This is a genomic window from Brenneria rubrifaciens (assembly GCF_005484945.1).
GTDB lineage: Bacteria > Pseudomonadota > Gammaproteobacteria > Enterobacterales > Enterobacteriaceae > Brenneria > Brenneria rubrifaciens.
Map to the genome: position 1 here is coordinate 2,250,018 of NZ_CP034035.1, position 17,161 is coordinate 2,267,178.

At 51.4% G+C, this 17,161-nt stretch carries 13 protein-coding genes; 7 read left to right on the forward strand and 6 right to left on the reverse strand.

What is annotated here, in order from left to right; translation table 11 throughout:
* Nucleotides 1-71: 71 nt before the first annotated feature.
* Nucleotides 72-734, reverse strand: a complete 663-nt coding sequence (gene folE / locus EH207_RS10415; protein ID WP_137713945.1) for a GTP cyclohydrolase I FolE — start codon at nt 732-734, stop codon at nt 72-74.
* A gap of 262 nt (nt 735-996) precedes the next feature.
* Nucleotides 997-2,679, reverse strand: a complete 1,683-nt coding sequence (locus tag EH207_RS10420) for a methyl-accepting chemotaxis protein (protein ID WP_137713946.1) — start codon at nt 2,677-2,679, stop codon at nt 997-999.
* 866 nt (nt 2,680-3,545) lie between these two features.
* Between EH207_RS10420 and ptrR the strand changes: the two genes are divergently transcribed.
* The 5 genes from ptrR to EH207_RS10445 all read left to right on the forward strand — a co-directional run bounded on the left by ptrR (nt 3,546) and on the right by EH207_RS10445 (nt 7,352).
* The gene (ptrR, locus tag EH207_RS10425; RefSeq protein ID WP_137713947.1) at nt 3,546-4,412 is read left to right on the forward strand and encodes a putrescine utilization regulator PtrR; all 867 of its coding nucleotides are present in this window, start codon (nt 3,546-3,548) and stop codon (nt 4,410-4,412) included.
* Nucleotides 4,413-4,488: 76 nt separating this feature from the next.
* On the forward strand, nt 4,489-5,610 hold the full coding sequence (locus EH207_RS10430; RefSeq protein WP_137713948.1) for an S-(hydroxymethyl)glutathione dehydrogenase/class III alcohol dehydrogenase: 1,122 nt from the start codon (nt 4,489-4,491) through the stop codon (nt 5,608-5,610).
* A gap of 50 nt (nt 5,611-5,660) precedes the next feature.
* Complete coding sequence (gene fghA / locus EH207_RS10435; protein WP_137715323.1) at nt 5,661-6,497, forward strand: S-formylglutathione hydrolase; 837 nt, start codon at nt 5,661-5,663, stop codon at nt 6,495-6,497.
* A gap of 276 nt (nt 6,498-6,773) precedes the next feature.
* Nucleotides 6,774-6,908 carry a hypothetical protein gene (locus tag EH207_RS18365; protein ID WP_246048870.1) on the forward strand — a complete coding sequence of 45 codons (135 nt, stop codon included), beginning with the start codon at nt 6,774-6,776 and terminating at the stop codon, nt 6,906-6,908.
* A gap of 231 nt (nt 6,909-7,139) precedes the next feature.
* The gene (locus EH207_RS10445; protein WP_137713949.1) at nt 7,140-7,352 is read left to right on the forward strand and encodes a KTSC domain-containing protein; all 213 of its coding nucleotides are present in this window, start codon (nt 7,140-7,142) and stop codon (nt 7,350-7,352) included.
* Nucleotides 7,353-7,391: 39 nt separating this feature from the next.
* Here the strand turns inward: EH207_RS10445 and EH207_RS10450 are convergent, their stop codons facing one another.
* Entirely contained in the window at nt 7,392-8,480 is a 1,089-nt protein-coding gene (locus EH207_RS10450) for an oxidoreductase (RefSeq protein WP_137713950.1), read from the reverse strand.
* Nucleotides 8,481-8,746: 266 nt separating this feature from the next.
* Here EH207_RS10450 and EH207_RS10455 point away from each other — a divergent pair, with 266 nt between their 5' ends.
* Both EH207_RS10455 and EH207_RS10460 read left to right on the forward strand, forming a co-directional pair.
* Nucleotides 8,747-10,261 (forward strand): sugar ABC transporter ATP-binding protein, encoded by a 1,515-nt coding sequence (locus EH207_RS10455; RefSeq protein ID WP_137713951.1) that lies wholly within the window; start codon nt 8,747-8,749, stop codon nt 10,259-10,261.
* Nucleotides 10,262-10,332: 71 nt separating this feature from the next.
* Nucleotides 10,333-11,253, forward strand: a complete 921-nt coding sequence (locus EH207_RS10460; protein ID WP_246048970.1) for an ABC transporter permease — start codon at nt 10,333-10,335, stop codon at nt 11,251-11,253.
* Between the two features lie 307 nt (nt 11,254-11,560).
* On the opposite strand, the gene EH207_RS10465 is transcribed toward EH207_RS10460, so the two are convergent.
* The 3 genes from EH207_RS10465 to EH207_RS10475 all read right to left on the reverse strand — a co-directional run bounded on the left by EH207_RS10465 (nt 11,561) and on the right by EH207_RS10475 (nt 17,032).
* A complete protein-coding gene (locus EH207_RS10465) occupies nt 11,561-12,523 on the reverse strand; it encodes a 2-hydroxyacid dehydrogenase (RefSeq protein WP_137713953.1) in 963 nt (320 codons plus the stop codon).
* A 587-nt stretch (nt 12,524-13,110) separates the two neighbouring features.
* Nucleotides 13,111-15,225 (reverse strand): TonB-dependent receptor domain-containing protein, encoded by a 2,115-nt coding sequence (locus EH207_RS10470; protein WP_246048872.1) that lies wholly within the window; start codon nt 15,223-15,225, stop codon nt 13,111-13,113.
* Nucleotides 15,226-15,556: 331 nt separating this feature from the next.
* On the reverse strand, nt 15,557-17,032 hold the full coding sequence (locus EH207_RS10475) for an amino acid permease (RefSeq protein WP_137713954.1): 1,476 nt from the start codon (nt 17,030-17,032) through the stop codon (nt 15,557-15,559).
* Between the last annotated feature and the right edge of the window lie 129 nt (nt 17,033-17,161).

Consider the following 17,161-nt stretch of genomic DNA (forward strand, 5'->3'; position numbering starts at 1 on the left):
ACATCGCGAGACAGTAACATGAAATAAACGCTGGGCGTTCTGCTCCCAACGTCTATTCAGAGAAGGCGAGATTAACTATGGTGACGCACCGCGCGCAGGAACTCCTGACGGGTATTCTGACTGGATTTGAATAACCCGCCCAGCGAGGTCGTGGTGGTGGCGCTGGTCGCATCACGGACGCCACGGGCCTTGACGCAATAGTGAACGGCATCGATGGAAACGGCCACATTGCTGGTGCCCAGCAAGGTTTGCAGCGCAATCAAGATCTGCTGCGTCAGACGCTCCTGAACCTGCGGCCGCTGGGAGAAAAACTGCACGATACGGTTGATTTTGGATAAGCCAATCACGCCGTCTTTTGGAATGTAAGCGACGGTCGCCTTGCCATCAATCATCACGAAGTGGTGTTCGCAGGTGCTGGTCAGCGTGATATCACGCACGGTGACCATTTCATCCACCTTCATCTTGTTTTCAATGATGGTGATTTTCGGGAAATTGGCATAATCCAAACCGGAGAATATTTCATCGACATACATTTTAGCGATGCGATGCGGTGTCTCTGCCAGACTGTCGTCCTCCAGATCGAGGCTTAACAGATTCATGATTTCCGTCATATGTTCGGTGATCCGCTGTTTACGCGTTTCCCGATCCAACAGTTGTCCGCGCAGCGGCGTTTCAAGACCACGCGCCATCAGCGCTTCATGCACCAAGACGGCTTCTTTACTCAATGATGACATTCTTATTCTCCAGCTGGTGTTGCTTATGATGGCGTTGGTCCGGCCAAAACGCCGTGCACACTGTAGTTGAGTGAGAAACGATTATCCAGTGATTGTGCATCATGATTGTTGAAATAGATTCAGGTTATCATCCGTTATAGATTCGCCCAATGCCTCGGTCCGCGAAGAAAAATAGAGGCACCAAGCCCTCGCCTGGTGCCTCTCGCTTTTAAAGGGGACAGGCCGCCATCCTGCCCAATGGATAACGGCCACCCGCTGTTAATCAGAATTTTTCCCAGCCAGCGTGATCATTTCTACCTGACTTGCCACTGTTTACCGTCCCCGCGCCCAGCAGCGGCGACACCGGCTTGCCTAACTGTTGACTTTCACTACGTCGACGTTTCTCACCGGCGGCAAGCTGAAAGACAGAAACCGCTTCAGTCAATTGACGGGCCTGATCCTCCAGCGAAGCAGCGGCGGCGGCGGATTCCTGCACCAGAGAAGCATTCTGCTGCGTTACCCCGTCCATCTCCGTCACGGCCTGACCAATCTGGCTGATACCACCGCTCTGTTCATCCGACGCCGAGGCGATTTCTCCCATCAGATCGTTCACGCGCGTAATGGCGACAATGATGGACTCCATCGCTTCACCCGTCTGCGCGACCTGTTGCGACCCCGTATTGACGCGCACAACCGACTCGGCAATCAACCCTTCGATCTCTTTGGCCGCCTGTGCGCTGCGCTGCGCCAGATTACGCACTTCCCCGGCGACTACCGCAAAACCCCGACCTTGCTCACCGGCTCTCGCCGCTTCAACCGCCGCGTTCAACGCCAGAATATTGGTTTGGAAGGCGATCCCGTTAATGACGCTGGTAATATCGGCGATCTTCTTCGAACTGGTGGTAATATTCGCCATTGTTTCCACCACTTCACTCGCGACGTTCCCTCCTCTCTTCGCCGCAATCGACGCATCCTGGGCAAGTTTGCTGGCCTGGTGCACGTTTTCCGCGTTCTGTTTCACCGTTGCGGCTAATTGCTCCATGCTGGCCGCCGTTTGTTCCAGTGCAGCCGCCTGTTGCTCGGTTCGAACAGACAAATCGTTGTTGCCGCTTTTGATTTCGCTCGCGCCCTGATAAATGGCGCCAGCGCTATCGCGTATCGCTGCGACTGTATTAATCAGACTGTTTTGCATATCTTTCAGATAAGGAATCAACTGGCCGGCACAGTTACGGCCGAACGTTTCCAGCGGATGCCCCAGTTGACCCTCGGCCATAACCCTGAAATGACCTTTGATCATGTTTAACGGCTTAACCAGATAATTTACCAGATAGCGATCGGTCAGGAACAGAATCAGCAGCCCAATGAGCGCTGCAATCATCAGGATGTTTTTATTCCAACTGACTAATTCATACACCTTAGATAATGACGTGCCGGAAAAAGCGATCGCGGTGGTTTGATATTTATCCATGCTGTTGCCGAACGCGATACTCTGAGCAGGATAAACATCTCTGAATAGACGCCGGAACTCATCAGGACGATTATCGCGAACCGCGGCGAACAAGGGCTTCAACCCGTTATCAATCACCTGTGCCCAGGCTTTTTCCATGTTTTCGGTGGTGGTTTTGTCGACGTCGCCATGATCGGCGGTTTTAAATTCCGCCAGCTTATCCGAGGTGTTTTTAATCCCCTCTTCCGCTGAGGTAAGCCATTTCTCAACTTCAACCGCGTCGCCACTCTGGTTATAATCCATTGCCCGAACTAATCGGCTGATAGCACGAAAATATTGATCGTTACCGTCGGCTATCGTGTCAGCATTCTTTTTCTGTAACTCCCCGGCTTCCAATAATTTTGTCATTTCACTGAGTGACGATGACATATAAAGGGATACCCCTCCCCATAAAAGGATGAATATTCCCAGTATGATTAAAAGCATGGCCCTGATGGTGATGTTTTTTAAAAAATTCACAGAAGACTCCTATAAATTATTAAGTGATTTTCATCTGTGCTTTTTAAATGCGGATGCACATTTTTTAATTGAAAACCGACTGATCGTGTGTAATTGCATGGCGAATAAATATCATCACCCGCTTAAGTTCTCCCACTTTGCGTTTGCGGCAAAAGACAGGCTTAACTGATGTGATCGACAAACATGCTCAGTCATCCATCGCTCTTACCGGTCATACGGGCTGATATTCTTCCCAATATTATCGTCAATATAACCAAAAATAAAGAAAATGATAGCCCAAAGCTATTGACCGATGACACCCATTTATTCTCTACTCAACTAATTATTTTGTCTATTTCTTTTTAACTACCTATCTCCATGCCTGCTGACTTATTCGACATGACTTTGTCGGAAAAAATTGTCATATTTTATCAGGTAAAGGAATGCACGCTGCCGATAAGAATGACAGCGCTGTTTTTTTGTAGAAATATCTATTGAATCAATAGCTGGATATTAATCATTACCGCTATCATCATTAGGCTAGTGGGCCAGTGTTTTTACCTTGCAATAACTTCGCCGTCTCATCTTTCAGATAAAACAGGTCTTCTAATCACCGTCAATGGTAATAGTAGGAGAGGTCATTATAGTTATCAATTTTTGAATTTAATTGTCTCAGTGTTAAATATTAAAACTTAAATTAGCTTTAAAGTAGAATTGTTTTTACCAATAGGTAAAAGAAAGTATTAATGGCAATTATTGACGCCCCAAACGGCTCAACCCATGCCATCCCCCCGCGTGTTGCATTAAAGTTGCGAACAATGTGACTTCTCGATAAACTCACGAATAGTGAATAATTAGAACAAAGTTAATTACGAAAAGAGAAAGCCATGAATCTCACCCAGCTACGCATGTTTTGTCTGGTTGCCGAAACGGGTTCAGTCGTTCGTGCGGCGGAACAGCTTCATCGCGTGCCCTCAAATTTGACCACGCGTCTTCGTCAGCTTGAGCAGGAACTGGGGGCCGATCTCTTTATCCGTGAAAAGCAGCGCTTACGGCTGTCCCCTATCGGACACAATTTTCTCTGCTACGCGCAACGTATTCTGGTTCTCAGTGAAGAAGCCATCAACATGACCCGCAACGGCGAACCTGCCGGCAACTTCGCGCTAGGATCAATGGAAAGTATGGCCGCGACCCGGCTGCCGGGGGTGCTCGCGGCCTATCATCAGCGCTATCCCGGCGTGGTGCTTTCACTTACAACGGGAACATCCGGGGAGATTGTCGATAGGGTTCGGGCTGGAACGCTGGCCGCGGCATTTGTGGACGGCCCGCTTTTCTACGATGAGCTGAACGGCTGCCAATCATATCCCGAACATCTGGTGCTGATCTCGGATACCCATCATTCACCGATTCACCGTGCGCGGGATGCCAGGGACGAGACGTTGTTCGCTTTCCCGCCGCGCTGCGCCTACCGTGCCCGGCTGGAGAAGTGGTTCACACAGGAAGGCATCGCGCACGGTAACATCACGGAGGTTCCGTCATACCATGCCTTGCTTGCCTGCGTCGCCAGCGGAGCGGGATTGGCGCTTATTCCCGCTTCCGTACTTGAATTGTTACCGGCCCATGCTTGCGTACAAGTGCATACGCTACCCACGGAAATCGCAGAAACCGCCACCTGGCTGATATGGCGGCGCGATGCTTTCGGTCCCAATGTCGAGGCGCTTAAAACGCTCCTTATTGAACAATCTTCAATCTGACATCATGCTTACTGAGACCAATCCACAACCAACTGTAAATGTTCGCGCAACATACTGCCGCTAGAGGAGTTACACCATGCAAATGATCAAAACCCGCGCCGCTGTCGCCTGGGGTCCGAACCAGCCATTATCGATTGAAGAAGTCGATTTAATGCCCCCCCAGAAAGGCGAAGTCCTGGTGCGCATTGTTGCTACCGGCGTTTGTCACACTGATGCCTATACCCTTTCCGGTAAAGATCCCGAGGGCGTTTTCCCAGCCATTCTGGGTCATGAAGGCGGCGGCATCGTTGAAGCCATCGGCGAAGGCGTTACCAGCGTGGCCGTCGGCGATCATGTTATTCCGCTGTACACCCCTGAATGTGGCGAATGTAAATTCTGCCGTTCAGGAAAAACCAACCTGTGTCAGGCCATCCGCGTCACACAAGGCAAAGGGCTCATGCCGGACGGCACCACGCGTTTCTCTAAAAACGGTCAGCCGATTTTCCACTATATGGGCACCTCGACATTTGCAGAGCACACGGTGGTACCGGAAATCTCGCTGGCTAAAATCAGCAAAGACGCGCCGTTGAAAGAGGTCTGTCTGCTAGGCTGTGGCGTTACCACCGGCATGGGCGCGGTAATCAATACGGCCAAAGTGAAAAAAGGCGACACGGTGGCGATTTTTGGCCTCGGCGGTATTGGGTTGTCAGCCATTATCGGTGCGCAAATGGCGGGCGCCGGCCGCATCATCGGGATTGACATTAATACCAGCAAATTCGAGTTGGCGCGCAAACTGGGCGCCACCGATCTGATCAACCCAAAAGATTATAACCAGCCCGTTCAGGAAGTGATCGTCGAACTGACCGACGGCGGCGTTGACTTCTCATTTGAATGTATCGGCAACGTGAACGTCATGCGTTCGGCGCTGGAATGCTGTCACAAGGGCTGGGGCGAGTCCGTGATCATCGGGGTTGCCGGGGCCGGAGAAGAAATTTCCACACGTCCATTCCAACTGGTCACCGGCCGCGTATGGCGAGGTTCCGCCTTCGGCGGCGTTAAAGGCCGCAGCCAGTTGCCGGGCATTGTCCAGCGCTATATGGACGGTGAATTCCAGTTGAATGATTTCATCACCCACACCATGAGTCTGGATGAAATCAATACCGCGTTCGATTTGATGCATGAAGGGAAATCGATCCGCTCGGTCATCCATTTCAGCTAACACCATTATCACCCAAGGGAATTACCCCTATAAAGGAGGCAGCACAGATGATGATCCCGTCACCGGAACTTCTGGAAGAACACCGCATGTTTGGCGGCTGGCAACAGCGCTACCGCCATGTGTCCGATACGCTTAACTGCAACATGACATTCAGCATCTACCTGCCGCCAACGCCTGACGATACGCCGCCGCCCGTGCTTTATTGGTTGTCCGGACTCACCTGTAACGACGAGAACTTCACCACCAAAGCTGGCGCTCAGCGCACCGCAGCCGAACTGGGACTGGTTCTGGTCATACCGGACACCAGCCCACGGGGCGAAGACGTTGCCAATGACACGGGATACGATCTGGGACAAGGCGCCGGATTCTACGTTAACGCCACCCGGCAGCCCTGGGCCGCGCACTATCGTATGTATGACTATATCCGTGAGGAATTGCCGGCCCTCATTCAGCAACACTTTAATGTAAATGACCGTCAGTCAATCAGTGGGCACTCCATGGGCGGACACGGCGCGCTGATGCTGGCATTGCGCAATCCGGGGCAATATCTCTCCGCCTCCGCCTTTGCGCCGATCGTCAATCCATCGCAGGTTCCCTGGGGACGTAAGGCGTTCGAGAACTATCTGGGCAATGACGAAGCGCAGTGGTTGCAATACGATAGCTGTCATTTGCTGGCCAACACCCGGCACAAGCTGCCCATACTGGTGGATCAGGGCGACTGCGACCAGTTTTTACCAGACCAGTTGCAGCCGGCGAAACTGGCGGAACTGGCCCGTCAGCACGGATGGCCGCTGACGTTACGTACGCAGTCTGGCTACGACCATAGCTATTTTTTCATTGCCAGCTTTATTGAGGATCATCTGCGCTTTCACGCACAATATTTATAGCGGGCTATCCCTGCCCGCCATCTTTCAGGCCGTCGCAGGCGATATGGGAAAACGCTGGAGCCGGTGTTGAACGGTTCCAGCGTCTTTCTCTGCCGAATTCAAGGGCTGACGCATGACACGCGTACATCATTTGGAAAAATTCCGTTCGACCTGAGTGTTATGGCTATTGGAAGCGTTGAGCGTTGAATATGAGGTGATTAGAGATTCACGCGACCCGAAAACTTTTGCCGCCCACGACACCCTGAAAGAAATTCATCCGCGGGAAAAGCGCCAGTGATGTCCGATGGCGAACTGACCATCGCCGAATCCAGGAACATTATCGGATATTTAATCGATAACTATGGCGAAGACGCGGGCCAGTTTCGCTCAAGACTCGCTTCGGCCAATACATCAAACGAGCAGAACATTTGACCGCGTATTAACGCACCTATCGCCGGGATTAACAGCGGGGGACTCATCACGGCAACGCCGAATTTACCTACGACTCGATAGCCGCTGCCGATAAGTATCACGTTTTTCCCGTTGAATGAATAACGTGTTATACATTCTATTTTGATAAGCAATTTCGTGCCAGCAGCAATAATAAAAGCGAGACTGTTTCACCATCTGGAATTGGATATTGAACGTTAGGGGTGGTTTATTTTGAAAAGAAAACGCGTTGCATCATCAGAGCTGTTTGCTATCGGATACGATGCGGAAAAGAGTATGTTGGAAGTCGAATTACTCAATGGCAGCATATATCAGTATTTCGGCGTGGCGCAGATGATCTATGAGGAATTAATGGCAAGCTCGGCCAAATACCAATACTACTCACGCTACATCAGAAACTCGTTTGACTATGAAAAGATACAGTAGTCATCTGCGGGCGGAGAATCCGCCCGTTATTGTCCCGTATCAGCCCGCCAATGCCTCCACCTTTTGCAAAGCGTCCAGCATGACGCGCTCATTCAGCGCCAAAGGCAAATAGTGAATCGACTCGCCAGGTTTCAGGGTGCGTTCAATCATCGCCTGGATCGCGGCGCGATCATTGATATCCACCGCCAGCGCCGCCAGTGACGTCGGCAATCCCAGTACGTTGAACGCGTGGCGTAACTGATGCAGCGTTGCGTCATCGCCCAGCAAGGCAGTTTGAACCAGAATACCGTAAGCGACTTTTGTTCCATGCAGGAACGGTTCAGTCTGCGCCAATACCGTCAGTCCATTGTGTACCGCATGGGCGGCCGCCACCCGGGTATAACGCTCGCCCAGTCCACCAACCATACCGCCGCCGGCAATGATCGCATCCACAACGTCGAGAAAATCCTGCGTCAGTTCGCCGCGGGTGACAGCCGCCATTGCCGGGGCGCCCTGCTTCAATAACACGTCGCGGATATCCAACGCGGTTTGCAGACCTAGACGTACCGTTAACGATAACGTGTCCGGCTGCGGGCTCAGCACCTGGGCTTCATACCACTTCGCCAGCGTATCGCCAATGCCTGCCAGCAGATATTCGGGCGGCGCGGCCAGAAGGACGCGCGGCTCGACCAACACCAGATGATTGGCATCGGTGAAAATTTCAAAACCCAGCGCCTGCCCGTCATCGTCATACCAGACAGACAGGGGCGTCCACGCGGCGCAGGTTGCCGCTATCGTCGGAATAGCCACCAGCGGGACGCCCAACTGACGGGCCGTCACTTTCGCCGTATCCAGCACAGCTCCGCCGCCGACACCAATCACTACCTGACAGTTTTCTCCCGCCTGGTTCGCCAGCCGTGCAACTTCACCTTCGCTACAGTGCGCGGTGAACAGCGCACGCCGGGCTGAGAGGGCATCAAATTCCGCGGGCAGGTAAGGCCGCGCCGCCGCAAGCGCGCGCGCGCCGTAGATCCACAAGGCGTTGTTCAACACCTCGGCAGGATAAAATGTCAGCAACTTCTCAATTGCCCCAGGGAAAGAAAAATAATTAGCCGGACCGACCTGTACGCGGATTGCCGTTGTGTTCATACGTTTGATGTTCCTCGGGCGCCATTTCTGGCAAAACGTTTTGCAGATAATGGACGTAAAAGACAAATCTGCTGACCTAGCCTATTGATATTTCCATCTTATTCACTTACCTCCCGCGATTTAAGAATTTTTTTACTTAACTTATGCTTTTTCATTCATAACCCGGGGCTTTACCTGAGCTGAATCTGTATTAAATTCTGCCGGTTATGTGATACCTTTCACATCCGTTTTCTGACGATATTTACCGCCAAGAGCGTTACCGACCCATGATCTCTACCACCCAACCATCCCGATTGGAAATGCGGGGCATCTCCATCTCATTCTCCGGCTTTAACGCGTTAAAGCAGGTTAATTTTACGCTGGAAGGGGGCTCCATTCATGCGTTAACCGGCGCAAACGGCGCGGGTAAGTCGACGCTGATGACCATTTTGTCCGGCGCCTACAGCCATTACCGTGGCGAGATCATGATCGACGGTGCGCGGGTGGATATTCACTCGCCGCGCGTCGCCAAACGCCACGGCATTCATCTGGTGCAGCAGGAGGTAGATGTGGCGCTGGTTCCCACGTTGTCCGTCGCTGAAAATATCATGCTGGATACGCTGGCGCAGACCGGCCACATGCTCAACTGGTCCCAGTTGTACCAACGGGCGCAGGCGCTGCTCGATCAGCTCGGCGTGCGTCTGAATGCGCGCCAGCGTCTGGACCGTTGCTCTCTCGCCGAAAAACAGCAAATTCTGCTCGCCAGAGCGCTGTCTCACGAGTGCCGTTTTTTAATTCTGGACGAACCGACCGCCCCGCTCGATCAGGCGGAAAGCCAGCGGCTGTTTCAGGTAGTTCGCCGCTTGCAGGCGGATGGGATCGGCATTGTATTTATCTCTCATCGCATCCATGAACTGAGTGAAATCTGCGATACGTTGACCGTACTGCGCGACGGCGAATTTGTCAGCAGCGGCCCCATGCAAGGTTTAAGCGGCGAGCAGATCGTTGAGCGGATGCTTGGCCATCGTCTGGATGATATTTTCCCGCCCCGCCGTTCGGCGCCGTCACCAGAGGTGCTGCTTCAGGTTAGCGAGCTGCACGATGAAACCCTGCTGCGCGATATCTCTCTGACGCTGCGCAAAGGTGAAATTCTGGGCATTGCCGGGCTAGCCGGCGCGGGTAAAACGGAACTGTGCAAAGCCTTGTTCGGCGCCGCAGCCAGTCACATCGCCAGCGGCGAGTATCGCGGAGCGGCCTGGAAACCGCACTCCCCCCATCAGTCGGTGGAACAAGGCATTGCGCTGGTGCCGGAAGAGCGACGCAAAGAAGGGATCTTTATTGATGAGACGGTCACGATGAATCTCAGCGTCAGCGCCGGCGACAGCTTTTCCCATTGGGGCATATTCCGCCACCGCCGGGCGCTCCGCTGGGCCAGACATATCATTCAACAACTGGCCATTCGTACCACCGGTCCGATGCAAAAGCTCGCCCGCTTGTCTGGCGGCAACCAGCAAAAAGTCGCCATTGGCAAATGGTTACGCAGCGAGGCGCAGTTGCTGATTTTTGATGAACCCACCAAGGGGGTGGATATCAAAGCGAAACAGGATTTGTTTACCTTGATCGACAGTTTGGCGCGGCAGGGCAAAGGCATTATTTACGCCTCCGGCGAATTCTCCGAACTGGTCGGCCTGTGCGACCGGATCTGCGTGCTGTGGGACGGCCGTATTGTCGCAGAACTGGATGCATCCGAAATTGATGAAGAAACGCTCTTATTGTATTCAACCGGAGGAACTCCCGCGTGAGTCACCAACTTTCACCCAACGGGGTGATCCCCTTTCGCCACCGCTTGTTTGAATTTCTGTACAAATGGGGCATGCTGATTACCGTTGTAGCCTTGATCGCCCTGTTCGGGCTGGCATCGGATAATTTTCTCGATCCCTATAATATCATTAACATTTTGCGCTCGATTGCCATTGTGACGGTCATTGCCATTGGCGTGTCCATTTCGCTGTCGGTCGGCGGGTTTGACCTGTCAGTCGGCTCAACCGCTTCGCTGGCGAATGCGCTGGTCATTTCCCTGTTCGTCTGGCACGGATTTAGCTCCACCGGCGCCATTGTCCTGACGCTGCTGCTGTGTATGCTGGTCGGGCTGTTTAATGCGTTTCTGATCGTCATGCTGAAGATCCCTGACATGCTGGCGACGCTTGCCAGTCTGTTTGTGATTCAGGGCGTGGCGATGACTTATAGCTACGGCGGTTCCATTACCCAGAATATGGTATTGCCGAGCGGCGAAATGGCGGAGGGCGTGATTCCTGAATTCTTTGCCACGCTGGGACAGGTGCCGGTGATTGTCGTGGTCATGCTCGTCGTCACGCTGGTGGTGCAGTTGTATTTGTCACTGACCAAGCATGGCCGCAGGATGTATGCCATCGGCGGTAACCCGGAAGCCGCGCGGTTGGCGGGGATCCGCACGGCCCGCTATCGTGTTCAGGCCTATGTTTTTTCATCGTTGCTGGCGGCGCTGGGCGGCATTCTGCTGGCTTCACGCATTGGCTCCTCGCAGGTCAATGCGGGTGGCGGCTATCTGATGGATGCGGTCGCGGCGGCCTATATCGGCTTTTCACTGGCAGGGTCAGGCAAGCCGAATGCGCTGGGAACGCTGGTGGGCGCCGTTATTCTCGGGGTACTGCAGAACGGGCTGGTTATGCTTTCGGTGCCCTACTATGCCATGGATATCATCAAGGGGTTGGTATTAGCGCTGGCACTGGCGATAACCTACATTCAGAAACGTTGATTCATGCTGTTCACTCACCGCTGCAAGGGCGGTGAGTCACCGGAATCTGCTCTTATAAATTATATTTGGATACCTTTCCCGCTTCCGGTTGTTGCCCACCTGAAAAAATAACCTCAATGGTGTTATTTTCTCAAAATCACAGAAATGCGTGTTTCCATTACCCGTTATTCAATGTCATAACAGATACAGGTAAATATCACTTTCCATGAAAAAAGAGAGCACAAAATAACGGTGGCGAGATCATTAGGCTTTAAATAATAATATGTACCACTAATTAATCGGGCTTATTTATCGTCACATCGATCTATTAAAATCCGCGTTGCTGAACAAACTCATCAATATTTTCAATCGTTTTTTCCATTAGCGTTTGCAGCGCCGATGCAGATGTCCAGGCTATATGAGGCGTAATCAACAGATTAGGTAATGTTTTCGCCGCCAGCATCAGCGGATTGTTTTTAGCCGGCGGCTCCTGCGTCAAACAGTCCAGTGCCGCGCCCCCAATGCTGTGTCGCTTTAACGCCGCGAGCAATGCGTCTTCATCAATCAGGCCGCCTCTGGCGGTGTTGACGATAAACGCCGTCGGTTTACACAACGCCAGCGTTTCCGAATTCAGTAGACAGCGGGTTTCATTCGTCAACGGACAATTCAGCGAAATAATATCCGCCGACGGTAAGATCTGCTCAAACGGCAGATACCCTGGTCGGCACGGCACACTTCCTTTGCGCTCGGAAAAAACGACTTTCATTCCCAGCGCCGTCGCCAGCCGCGCCACTTCGCGGCCGATTGTCCCCGCGCCGATAATCCCCAGCGTAGAGCCGGCAATATCCCTGACCGGATAGTCAAAGTAGGAAAACTGCGTCTGGCTGGCCCACCGATCGCCGAGTTGATCGCGATGCCATCCCATCAGGCTGTGCTTAAGCGCGAAAATCATGGCGATCACATGTTCGGAAACCGCCTGATTTGAGTAGTTAGGCACATTCTTCACCGCAATCCCCAGCTCGGCCGCCGCCGCGGTGTCAATATTGTTTGTCCCTGTGGCCGTGACTGCAATCAGCTTCAGTTCAGGTAATGCCGATAGCGTTTCTCGCGTCAACAGGGTCTTATTGGTAATAATAATGTGGCTGTTCTTCGCCCGCTCAATAACCTGCTCTGGAGACGTGTAGCTATATTCAACCCATTCATGGCGGCACTGCGGCCGCCTGAAATTATTCTTTTTCAGGAAAATAGTTTCAGGCAACGCGCCTTTATCTAAAAAGGTAATTTTTAGCATAATGTCTAACCTGATTATTATTCATACATTGAATCCCTATTATCGGCGGTAAAAATGCCGAATCACGAAACCAGACTCGTGAAATTTCTTCTTCAAACAATAAATTAAATTTAATTCCGCTATTAAAAAAGATGTAGTTAACTTACTTTATTTAACAAAACCATCTCATCCAATTAACGCTTGTACCCTGAATAATTCAATTTTCAGGACACTCGTTACCGTTTTAAAAAACGCAAAGCGCTGGACCTTTAGATGCGGGAGCTCATTAATAAGCCTCGTAACGCGGCATACAGAAGGACCAATTCGTCGGGAACGAATCCTGCCAGCCTATGCTGGCTTTCGATGAATGACAGGATATCTCTCATTAATCCCGATGCGTTTACTCAAATAAGCAATTCAGACTGCGTCATCACGTGTTCAGCGTAGACAGCATTAACGGAATTAACAATACATTGTTCGTTATTTTTCCTCCCTAAAACTCAAAGCTGAACGCACCTCATGCCGGACGATAAAAAAATGCCGGTCAGTAATCTATGCTGGCCGGCATGAACACAGGATAATACAGTGTGGTTAATTTAGGGTAATCATTAGAACGATGCCGTCATAGAAGCATAAAATGTTCTGCCCGGAACATAATAGTTATTGCCGCTGGTAGCGCCGCCTGACGGATTCTCCGATACCGGATCTTTATCAAACAGGTTGTCAATCCCAGCGTTAAACTTCAGGTTTTTGGTCGCGCGATACTGCCCGGACAGGCCGTAAATAAAATAGGAGTTACGGATCCTGGCGGTTGCCGTCGAGCTACGCGCGGCCTGATCTGCCGCGCTGTTCAGCCCCAGCATCTTGCCGTAATAATGTGCGGAAAACGCCAGGCTCAGTTTGTCATCAACCGTCCAATCCAATGACGAGTAGGTGGTAAATTTCGGCGTCGTCACCAGCATCACGCCCTCGGTATCCTCGGCTTTAATCATCCGGGTAAAGTTATTGCGTAAGGTTAATCTGTTTAGCCACGGAGTAACCGGTTCCCGCACCAACGGAATATCCAGATTTCCTTCAATCCCTTGCGTGCGCGCAGAATCCAGATTGACGCGCTCCAGCCAATAACGGCCGGAGGTATCGCCCTCGATATAGCCGATTGGCGAGGTGGCCAGCTTATTCTTAAAACGGCTGTCAAAGAAAGTCATCCCGGCACTCCAACCGTTATAATCGAACATTGCGCCGATTTCCCAGTTTTCAGATGTCTCTGGCTTAAGATTATCGTTACCGGTGGTATAGCACCCGCCGCCGGTATAATCCGCATAGCCGCTACAACCCGCACCTTGCGAGGTTTCGATAAAGCCTAAACTCGCCTGACGGATTGACGGCGCTTTAAACCCCTCGGAATAACCGCTCTTCAGCGTCAAATGGTCAGTGGCATGGTAGACCAGATATGCTCTTGGCGTGGTCTGGCTACCATATTCGGTGTCATCATAACGCAGCCCCACAGTCAGGGCTAAATCATCCAACAGGCTGACCTGATCTTCAAAAAATATGCCCTTGCTGGTGGCTTCGCCCTGATGAGAACCATAGGTCGGCGAGCCGGCGATAGAACCAATAGATCGAGGATTATAAAGCTCCTCCTTCATCCATAGCCCGCCGAAGGTGATGTTATGGGGGAAAAGCAATTCAAACGGAATATTGATATTCCCTTCAACAATCTGGTCCTTATTCCACAGCTTGGTATCTTGCGAGCCGATCGCCACGCCATTGGAAACGATCGGAACATTGCTGGCGAAGTTCTCATATTTGTTTTGATAAGCGGATAACTTAGCGCTGCCGAAATCAAACAACCCACGATAATCAATCGTATAGTTCTCACGCTCCATCTCGGTAACGCCACGCAGATTCACCATGCTGCCCGATGAGGACGTGCCCTGAATCCCCTTTTCCGTTCCTTTGGTGGCCCCGATGCTGAGCTGATGATTATCGTTAATATCCCATGACAGTTCCGCGCCATAGTTATGGCGTTTTTTCCCTTCCAGACCTGAACCAAATCGCAAGGCATTGGTATCGGTGGTATCTGGATTTCGCTTATTCCACGAACCGTTCAGGCGCAATGAAAAACCATTGCCCAAAGGCCCGCCGAGCGTGGCGGTATAGGTGTTGGTATCACCGCGTTTCGATCCTTCCGGCTGACGAGTGCCCGCCGTCAATGAACCGTTCCATACGCTGGTATTCTTCTTGGTGATAATATTCACCACCCCGCCCATGGCATCGGACCCATACAGAGAGGACATCGGGCCACGAACAATTTCAATCCGTTCAATCGACTCAATGGGTATCCAGTTAATGTCATCAAAATAGTTCTGCTGAGTGCTTTTTACACCGTTGCTCGATCCTACTCGCTTACCATCGACCAACAGCAGCGTATAGGCCGCCGGCATGCCGCGGAGCTGAATACCGGAACCGACATCGGTATTAATCGATTTGGATACGCCGGCGACCTGCTCAAGCACATCGGCTAAATCCGTGGCGGACTTTCCGATATCCCTTTGCAGATCTTCCGCCGTAATGACTGAAATGCTTGCCGGCGCGTCCTTCAGCCGCTGTTCAATGGCCGATGCCGTCACCACCATGGTGTCTTCCGGCGTTTCCCCGAATACAGGTCCCGATGCCGCTGCTGCAATAGCCAATGTCACTGATTTTCTTAAATTAATTAACACTTTTTGGGTTCCTCTTAGCTATGAATGACGACTTTTTAATTTTTTTTACTTATTGATTTTAAGCAAAACGCTAATAATGTAAATAAAAATGATTATCATTAATATAATCATTAATGAATTCATCAAAAATAAATACAACCAGTTGATATAAAAGAAATAGCCATACACAGAGAACTGAAATAAACAGAAACAATCATGTAAAACGGAGATCAATAAATTTGCTCAGAGGAACCTAATTACTCGAAATCGCGCGATATAAGTCGCAAAAAGACGGAGGAAGTCGAAAGGCAGGCGAAAAAATTGCCTGGCGGATACCAGGCAACAGACAGCGCTATTTTACGGGATCATGTCCGGGAAAGGTCATATCCTGATAGTTGATAAAGCGCGTACCTCGATACAGCTTGTAGCCAAACCAGATCAGTAAGAATAGCGGGATACCGATATACGTCGCCGTGACGCCATACCAGTCAATTTTATCTTCCAGAAACGCCTGATAGTTCTGTCCCAGCGTAATCGTCAGACAGAGAACAAAAGCAAAAATCGGCCCCAGCGGGAAGAATCCTGACTGATAGGGTAATCGGTTCAAGTCGTGTCCCTGCATAATATAGCCACGGCGGAAACGATAATGGCTGATTGCGATGCCCAACCAGGCAATAAAGCCGGTCATGCCTGATGTGTTCAACAACCACAGGTAGACCGTCCGATTGCCGAACATGGATGACAGGAAACAGATCGCGGCCACTGCCGTCGTGGCATACAGCGCATTACGCGGCACACCGCCTTTTGACAGCCGCGCAAAAATACGCGGCGCCTTGCCTTCGCAAGCCAGCGTAAACAGCATGCGCGTCGAGGCGTACATACCAGAGTTACCCGCGGACAGCACCGCCGTCAGGATAACCGCGTTCATAATCGCCGCCGCAGACAGCAGACCGGCATTCTGGAAAACCAGCGTGAACGGGCTGACGGTAATGTCTTTAACATCATTACGCAACAGATTGGGATCGGTATAGGGAATGATCAGGCTGATGATTAGGATAGCGAAAATATAGAACAGCAGAATACGCCAGAACACCTGACGGATCGCGCGCGGAATATTTTTGGCTGGCGCCTGAGACTCACCTGCGGCAACCCCAATCAATTCCGTTCCTTGAAACGAGAAACCGACAATCATCGCCACACCGATCATGGCAGAGAAACCGCCCGCAAAAGGCGCATCGCCAATCTGCCAGTTTTGGAAACCCGCGTTTTCGGCGCCGCGCAGAATCCCCGCGATCATCAGGATGCCAACAGCGATAAAGAGAATGACCGTCGTCACCTTAATCAGTGAGAACCAGTATTCCGCTTCGCCAAATCCTTTCACGGAAATGGCGTTCAGCAAAAACATCAGGGCCAGAAACAGCGCGCTCCACACCCAACCGGGCACATCCGGGAACCAATATCCCATCACCAACTGTGCGGCAACCAGATCAACCGCAATGGTAACGGCCCAGTTGTACCAATAGTTCCACCCCAGCGCGAAACCAAACCCTTCTTCCACATAGCGTGCGCCGTAGGTTGAGAAGGAACCGGAAACCGGCATGAAGGCCGCCAGCTCGCCCAAGCTCGTCATCAGGAAATAGACCATCAAACCAATCAAGGCATAAGATAACAGCGCCCCGCCCGGACCAGCCTGTGAAACCGTTGCACCGGAGGCGACAAATAATCCAGTACCAATTGAACCGCCAATGGCGATCATCGTCAGATGCCGCGCTTTAAGCTCACGGCGCAGGGCGGGTGTGCCCTGAGATTGAATATCTTTCTGAGACATTATTATCCTGCATGCTCTTGCCAAAAAAAACGAGGCGGGATTGTAGCAAATCGTTTTTTGCAGGATAGATAAGATCGTCGAGTTATAAGAGAGGTTCATAACTCAAAGCAAATTATTAGCGATAAAATA

What these genes read in the sequence shown, in the direction of transcription:
- folE (WP_137713945.1), bottom strand. Translation starts at nt 734, where the DNA reads ATGTCATCATTGAGTAAAGAAGCCGTCTTGGTGCATGAAGCGCTGATG.
- ptrR (WP_137713947.1), top strand. Translation starts at nt 3,546, where the DNA reads ATGAATCTCACCCAGCTACGCATGTTTTGTCTGGTTGCCGAAACGGGT.
- EH207_RS10430 (WP_137713948.1), top strand. Translation starts at nt 4,489, where the DNA reads ATGCAAATGATCAAAACCCGCGCCGCTGTCGCCTGGGGTCCGAACCAG.
- fghA (WP_137715323.1), top strand. Translation starts at nt 5,661, where the DNA reads ATGATCCCGTCACCGGAACTTCTGGAAGAACACCGCATGTTTGGCGGC.
- EH207_RS18365 (WP_246048870.1), top strand. Translation starts at nt 6,774, where the DNA reads ATGTCCGATGGCGAACTGACCATCGCCGAATCCAGGAACATTATCGGA.
- EH207_RS10450 (WP_137713950.1), bottom strand. Translation starts at nt 8,480, where the DNA reads ATGAACACAACGGCAATCCGCGTACAGGTCGGTCCGGCTAATTATTTT.
- EH207_RS10455 (WP_137713951.1), top strand. Translation starts at nt 8,747, where the DNA reads ATGATCTCTACCACCCAACCATCCCGATTGGAAATGCGGGGCATCTCC.
- EH207_RS10460 (WP_246048970.1), top strand. Translation starts at nt 10,333, where the DNA reads ATGCTGATTACCGTTGTAGCCTTGATCGCCCTGTTCGGGCTGGCATCG.
- EH207_RS10465 (WP_137713953.1), bottom strand. Translation starts at nt 12,523, where the DNA reads ATGCTAAAAATTACCTTTTTAGATAAAGGCGCGTTGCCTGAAACTATT.
- EH207_RS10475 (WP_137713954.1), bottom strand. Translation starts at nt 17,032, where the DNA reads ATGTCTCAGAAAGATATTCAATCTCAGGGCACACCCGCCCTGCGCCGT.